5 protein-coding genes are annotated in these 6,092 nt (G+C 70.8%); 1 reads left to right on the forward strand and 4 read right to left on the reverse strand.

All coding sequences use genetic code 11. From position 1 onward, the window contains the following. Positions 1-65: 65 nt before the first annotated feature. Positions 66-872 (forward strand): SDR family NAD(P)-dependent oxidoreductase, encoded by an 807-nt coding sequence (locus BCY76_RS03285; RefSeq protein ID WP_070160305.1) that lies wholly within the window; start codon positions 66-68, stop codon positions 870-872. Here the strand turns inward: BCY76_RS03285 and BCY76_RS03290 are convergent. The 4 genes from BCY76_RS03290 to BCY76_RS03305 all read right to left on the reverse strand — a co-directional run bounded on the left by BCY76_RS03290 (position 848) and on the right by BCY76_RS03305 (position 5,929). Next, a complete protein-coding gene (locus BCY76_RS03290; protein WP_070160303.1) occupies positions 848-1,600 on the reverse strand; it encodes a FadR/GntR family transcriptional regulator in 753 nt (250 codons plus the stop codon). The genes BCY76_RS03285 and BCY76_RS03290 overlap by 25 nt on opposite strands. Positions 1,601-1,671: 71 nt before the next feature. After that, complete coding sequence (locus tag BCY76_RS03295) at positions 1,672-2,607, reverse strand: alpha/beta hydrolase (protein WP_139827588.1); 936 nt, start codon at positions 2,605-2,607, stop codon at positions 1,672-1,674. Positions 2,608-2,720: 113 nt separating this feature from the next. Then, on the reverse strand, positions 2,721-4,877 hold the full coding sequence (locus BCY76_RS03300) for an iron ABC transporter permease (protein WP_201791067.1): 2,157 nt from the start codon (positions 4,875-4,877) through the stop codon (positions 2,721-2,723). A gap of 44 nt (positions 4,878-4,921) precedes the next feature. Next, on the reverse strand, positions 4,922-5,929 hold the full coding sequence (locus BCY76_RS03305; RefSeq protein ID WP_070160300.1) for an ABC transporter substrate-binding protein: 1,008 nt from the start codon (positions 5,927-5,929) through the stop codon (positions 4,922-4,924). Positions 5,930-6,092 lie beyond the last annotated feature (163 nt).

Genomic DNA, 6,092 nt, shown 5'->3' on the forward strand with positions numbered 1-6,092 from the left:
CTCGTCCGCCCACGCACTCCACACCGTCGTCCGACCCCGCAGCCCTCCACAGAGACGGAGACTCCATGACACTGACAGGCAGGACAGCACTCATCTTCGGGGGCGGGTCCCTCGACGGGAAGCTCACCAATGGACTGGCTGCGGCCCAGGCCTATGCCGGGGCCGGCGCTGAGGTCGTCATCGTCGATCTCCAAGGCCAGGCAGCCCAGGACTCGAGGGAGGCCATCCTTCGCGCCCTGCCTGACGCCCGGGTCACGGCCCTTCAGGGTGATGTCACAGACACCGATTCCGTGCGGACATGCGTCGCGGAGGTGCTGCGGACTTCAGGGCGTATCGACATCCTCCACAACAATGTCGGTGTGGCGGTGATGGGCGGGCCCCTGGACCTGGAGGTCGCCGACTGGGACAGAGCGCTCCGGCTCAATCTGACCAGCGCGTTCGTGACGGTCAAACACGTCCTGCCGGTGATGCTCCGGCAGGGCTCAGGGAGCATCATCAACATCGCGTCGATCGGCGGGATGCGCCATGTCGGGTATGACTACCCGGCCTATGCCGCCGCGAAGGCCGGACTCATCCAGTTCACGGCACATCTTGCGGTCCAGCACGGCCGGGACGGGATTCGGGCCAATGCTCTGTCTCCCGGGTTCATCGCCACTCCGATGATGCACCAGCAGATCACCGGCAGCCACAGCACCGCGGAGGAGATGATCGCCGCGCGGGATGCTCTGTCCCCCACCGGCGCCATGGGTTCGCCCGAGGATGTGGGGGCGGCGGCGCTGTTCCTGGCCTCCGACGCGGCTCGGTATGTGAACGGCGTCTGCCTGCCCGTGGATGGAGGATTCCTCCATCAGGGGGTCCCGGGAACGTCCTGATCATCGGCCATCCGCTGACGAGACTGCGTGGCGAAGAGCTCATCGAGCAGCGCGAAGTGGCGGTCCACCGCACATCGTGCGCGCTCAGGATCCTGCGCCTCCACCGCCTCCAGGATGTGGGCGTGGACCTGCCTGACCATGTCTCGCTCGTCGGCGAGGGTCACAAGCCGCAGGGTGCCCCGCAGGACCGCCCTCAGAACGCGTGACAGGAAGATCAGACCAGATGAGTTGGAGGCCACGAAGAGGCCCTCGTGGAAGTCGATGTCTGCGGCCAGGATGTCGGCGCCGTCATCGGACGCGCGCATCCGGTCCAAGGCACCGCGCATCGTGGCCAGTCCCTCCGGCACGGGGTCGGTGGTGGCCAGGATCGCCGCCTCCCGTTCCAAGGCGTGCCGCACCGTCACCAGAGACTCCACATGGATCTCCGAGGAGATCAGCCCGAGGATGAGGGCCTCACCCATCCGCTCAGGCTGCAGACCCGTGTACACCGCACCGGCCCGCTCTTTGCGTTCCACGACCCCGAGCGCCTCCAACCTCCCGATGCGGTCGCGCAGCGCCGTACGGCTGACACCGAGGCGCTCGGCGAGTTCCCGCTCGCCGGGCAGACGGTCACCAGGAGACTTCGTCCCGATCAGCTCGACCAGATCACCGAGGATCGGGTCGCGGAAGTGCGCGGCTGTGAAACGTTCGCCGTCTCGAAGCTCGGGCTTTCCCGTACCGGTGTCCACTCCTCGATCGTAATTCAGAGCACAGCCCGGTGCGCCGGACGGCAGAGGACGCATCCCCCTGCCCCGCGCGATCACACTCGGCTGAGCAGCCCCTGACGGTCCAGCCAGTCGAACCAGAGGTCGATCCACGCGTCCACGGGGGTGCCGGTGACCCGGGCTCCGAAGCCGTGCAGCGCCCCGGGGTAGATGTGCCCCTCCACCGCTGCGCCGCTGAGGCGCCAGGTGTCGATGAGCTCCAGCACATCCCCGGCGCACAGCGGGTCGTGGACGTCGACCAGAGTGAACAGATCCGGAAGGCCCGGCTCCACCTCGAATCCGGCCTCCGGCAACCGTCCCCCGTAGATGCAGGCCAAGGAGCCCGGCCGCCTCTGCGGATCCTCGGCGGCGACGGCGGCTGAGATGGCGTACGCCCCCGCGGAGAAGCCGATCGCGCTCACCCGGTCGGCGTCCACGCCCCACTCCCCGGACCGACTCCGGATCAGCGCCAACGCGTCCTCGACGTCGTCGACCGCCAATCGCTGATGTCCGCCCCGGGTGTCCACCACATCGGAGTCTTCGCTCGGCGAGAAGGCGCTGGCCAGGTGGGCTCCGAAGTCCTCCAGCGTCTCACCGGTATGTCCCAGCCGGTACTTCAGGACGAAGGCCGCCACCCCACGCTCCCGCAGGAGATGGGCGACGTCGGCTCCCTCGCTGTCCATCGACAGCTTCAGGAAGGCCCCGCCGGGGGCGATCAGCACCGCTGCACCCGTGGCCGTGCCGGGATCCGGCAGATAGGGGATCAGCGTGGGCCGGGTGACGTTGCGCAGGCGGTATCCGCCGTCATTGCGGCGCAGCGCCTGCTCACGGTCCGGGACACCGTCGGCAGGGCGCAGCGGGACCTCCGGCCCGGTGGCACCCAGCAGCGTGGGCTCGGTGATGGTGAACGCCTGGGCGAAATGCCGGGCCAGGTCCTCGTAGCTGGGCTCCGGGTTCTGCTCCGGCGTCTGGTCTGGCATCGTCTCCGGCATGTCGTCGCCTCGCATCCTCGCCGCTGGTCCTCTTCTCCCTTCAGACTCTAGCCGACCTGACGTGACGGGCTTCACCCTCCGCGAGGACAGGAGCCGTCCGGCCGGCCCCGCGCTCAGGCCCGCGCCGGCGTCGTCGCCCGGGTGGTGCGGGAGGTGGACCGCTTGAGCAGCCACAGCAGGTACGGGGGGCCGATGACCGCGACCACCAGGCCCGCGGGCAGCTGGTCCGGGGCGATCACCGTCCGGCCGAAGGTGTCCGACAGGGAGACCAGTGCGGCGCCCAGCATGGCGGAGACCGGCAGGAACCACCGGTGCTCCCGGCCCACCAGCATGCGCGCCAGGTGCGGGGCGGCCAGACCGACGAAGCTGATCACCCCGACGGCGATCACCGCGACGGCGGCCAGCAGCACGGCGATGCTCAGCGCCACCCCGCGCACCACCGGGAGGGAGACCCCGAGGATCCTCGGGGTGACGTCGTCGATGCCCACCAGGTCCAGCTCCCGCCGCAGCGCCAGCAGCACCGGCACGGCGACCACCAGGAGCAGCAGCATCGGCCCCAGATCCCGCCAGGCGGTGCCGAAGGTGGACCCTCCGAGCCAGGAGATCGCCATGGCCTGATTGTGCGGGTGCGTGGTGGCGATGAGCAGCTGGGTGATCGCCTGCGCGGCGGTCATCACGCCGATGCCCACCAACACCACCGTCTCCGGGGAGCTGGTGCGCGAGCTGGCCAGGGAGAACACGATCAGGCCGGCCAGGACGGCACCGGCCGCGGCTCCTGCTGACATGGTCCACGCCGAGGAGGCCGGCAGCACGATCAGCGCGATCACCGCGCCCGCTCCCCCGGAGGCCGCCACTCCGAGGATGCCGGGTTCGGCCAGCGGATTCCGCGTCACGGTCTGCACCAACCCTCCGGCCACGGCCAGCACGGCGCCGGCCAGCAGAGCGGCCGCCACGCGGGGGGCGCGGAAGTCCAGGGAGATCTCGATGGCCCGCGGCGCCTGCCCCTGCAGCCACAGGGCCAGATCCCCCACGCGCAGCCACCAGTCACCCAGCAGCATGCCGGCGGCCACCAGTCCCAGCAGCAGGACGCCCACAGTGACGACGACGGCGAACCTCCGCGAGAGCCGCACCCCCGAGGGAAGCCCCATGGCGGCGATCTCCTGGCTGCTGCCGCCGCTGCGCATGCGCAGGGCGAGCACCACCAGGAACACGGCGCCGATCAGAGAGGTCACCACTCCGGTGGGGATGCCGACCGCCAGGTTGAGGTCTGTGAAGCCGAAGATGCCGCCCAGGAAGATGGCCCGCACCCCGACGTCGGCTCCGAGGACGATCAGCGCCCCGAGCAGTCCGGAGCCCGCCATGGCCCAGCCGAAGCGGCCGAAGCGGATCACCCGGGTGGACAGCAGCCGCACGATGGCCGGGGCGCACAGCCCCACGAAGCCCAGCGGCCCCACCATGGTCACCGCGGAGGAGGCCAGCAGCACCGAGCAGACCAGCAGCCCACCGCGGACCAGGCCGACTCGCACGCCCATCGACTGGGCGGTGTCGCTGCCCAGGGAGAGCACATCAGTGGCCCGGGACAGCACCACCAGCACGGCCAGGGCCACGAGCACCACCGGCAGCAGGCGCAGCACCGCGCCGATTCCGGAGAGGTTCAGGGTGCCGGATCCCCACAGGAACAGCCCCTGGGTGGACTGGGCGTGGATCATCAGCAGCGCCGAGGTCACCGAGGCCAGCCCCATGGCCACCACGGTGCCGGCCAGCACCAGGCGGATGGGCGCGGACTCGGAGAAGCCGGTCAGCGCCAGCACCAGTCCCGCGGCGGCGAAGCCCCCGACGAAGGCCAGGGCGGCGGAGCTCAGCAGCGGCAGCGACAGCCCGAAGGCCGCCGCCGTGGTCAGCGCCAGGTGCGCCCCGGCGTTGACGGCCAGCGTGTCCGGGGAGGCCAGCGGGTTGCGGGTCATGGCCTGCAGCGCGCAGCCGGCGATGCCCAGCACCACGCCCACCACGAGACCGCCCACCAGCCGTGGCAGGCGGGAGTCCAGGGCGATGGCGGTCAGCTGGGCGTCCTGACCGGTGACGACGGCGGACAGCAGGTCCCGGGCGCTGACCCCGGAGGTGCCCTGAGTCAGGTGCACCGCGGAGAGCAGCACCAGAAGCCCCAGCCCCACCATCAGGGTGAGCAGCACCAGGGAGCGGGCCTTCGCCGGGGTGGTGCGCGCCGCGGCGGCGCTGGTGCGCACCGCCAGAGCGTCCTTCTGCTGGGTCACGGGTGTCCGCCGTCGTCTCGTGTCAGTCGAAGCCGAAGCGGCGCTCAGGCGTCGTCGGCGACGGTCTCAGCGAGCTGCTCGGTCCACTGCATGGCCGAGCCGGGACCGCCGTAGAGCCAGGTGCGCTCGATGACGTGCATGCGGTCGTTCTCCACGAAGCCCAGCGAGTTCCAGGTGGAGTTGTCCTCCAGCGGAGCGAAGGGGTCCTCCGGCTCGGTGGAGGCGGTCCACCAGAAGAACTCGGTGTCGTCCGGCAGCGCGGTGAGGCCTTCGACGTCGGAGGAGCTGATCGCCCAGCCGGCGTCGCCCTCCTCCTCCCAGGCCGGGGTGAGGCCGATCTCTTCGCCCACGGCGCTGACCATGGCGCCGGGTCCGTGGAGCCGGAAGGTGGCGGTGTTGCCCTCCACCGAGGGGTAGACGACCACGAAGGGCGTGTCCTCGGCGTCGGCCTCGTTGAGGGTCTCCCGGGCGTCGGTGAGGGTCTGCTCGTAGTCGTCCCAGACCTGCTCGGCGTCGTCCTGCGCTCCGATCAGCTCCCCGATCTGGAAGAACGTGCGCTCCATGTGACCCAGCGGGTCGGAGGCGTCGGCGGACTCCTGCAGCACCACCGGGGCGATCTCCTCCAGGTCCTCCAGCATGCCGTCCGGCACGGACTCCTCGGCGCCGATGATGAGGTCCGGGTTCGCCTGGCCGATCGCTTCGATGCTGGGCTCGGTGCGCAGGCCGACGTCGACGACGTCCTCGTCGTCGATCTCCGCGGCGGAGGCCCACGCCTCGTAGCCTTCCAGGTCGGCCACGCCCACGAGGTTGCCGCCGAGCAGGGCGACGTTCTCGGTCTGGGCCCATTCCAGGGTGACGACGCGCTGCGCGGGAGCGTCGAGGGTGATCTCTTCGCCGGAGTGGTCGGTGACGGTGACCGGGCCGGTCTCCGCGTCGGTGCCGGTGTCCTCGTCGGTGTCGACGTCAGTGGTGCCGCAGGCGGTCAGCGCCAGGGATCCGATGGCGGCCAGGGACAGCAGCCAGCGGGTGGAGGGGGCATCGGTGAGGGTCATGGTGTCCTTTCGGGACGTGAGGGGTTCAGGGCTGCTCGGGTGCGACGCCCGCAGCCGACCCGGACGGCACGGGGCCGCCCGAGCAGATGGGGAGGATCCGGGGGGGGGATCAGGCCGGCACGGCCAGGGTCCGGGAGTCGTCCGGGTCTGGGCGCGGACGGAT

The sequence above is a fragment of the Nesterenkonia sp. PF2B19 genome, from assembly GCF_001758425.2.
Lineage (GTDB): Bacteria > Actinomycetota > Actinomycetes > Actinomycetales > Micrococcaceae > Nesterenkonia > Nesterenkonia aethiopica.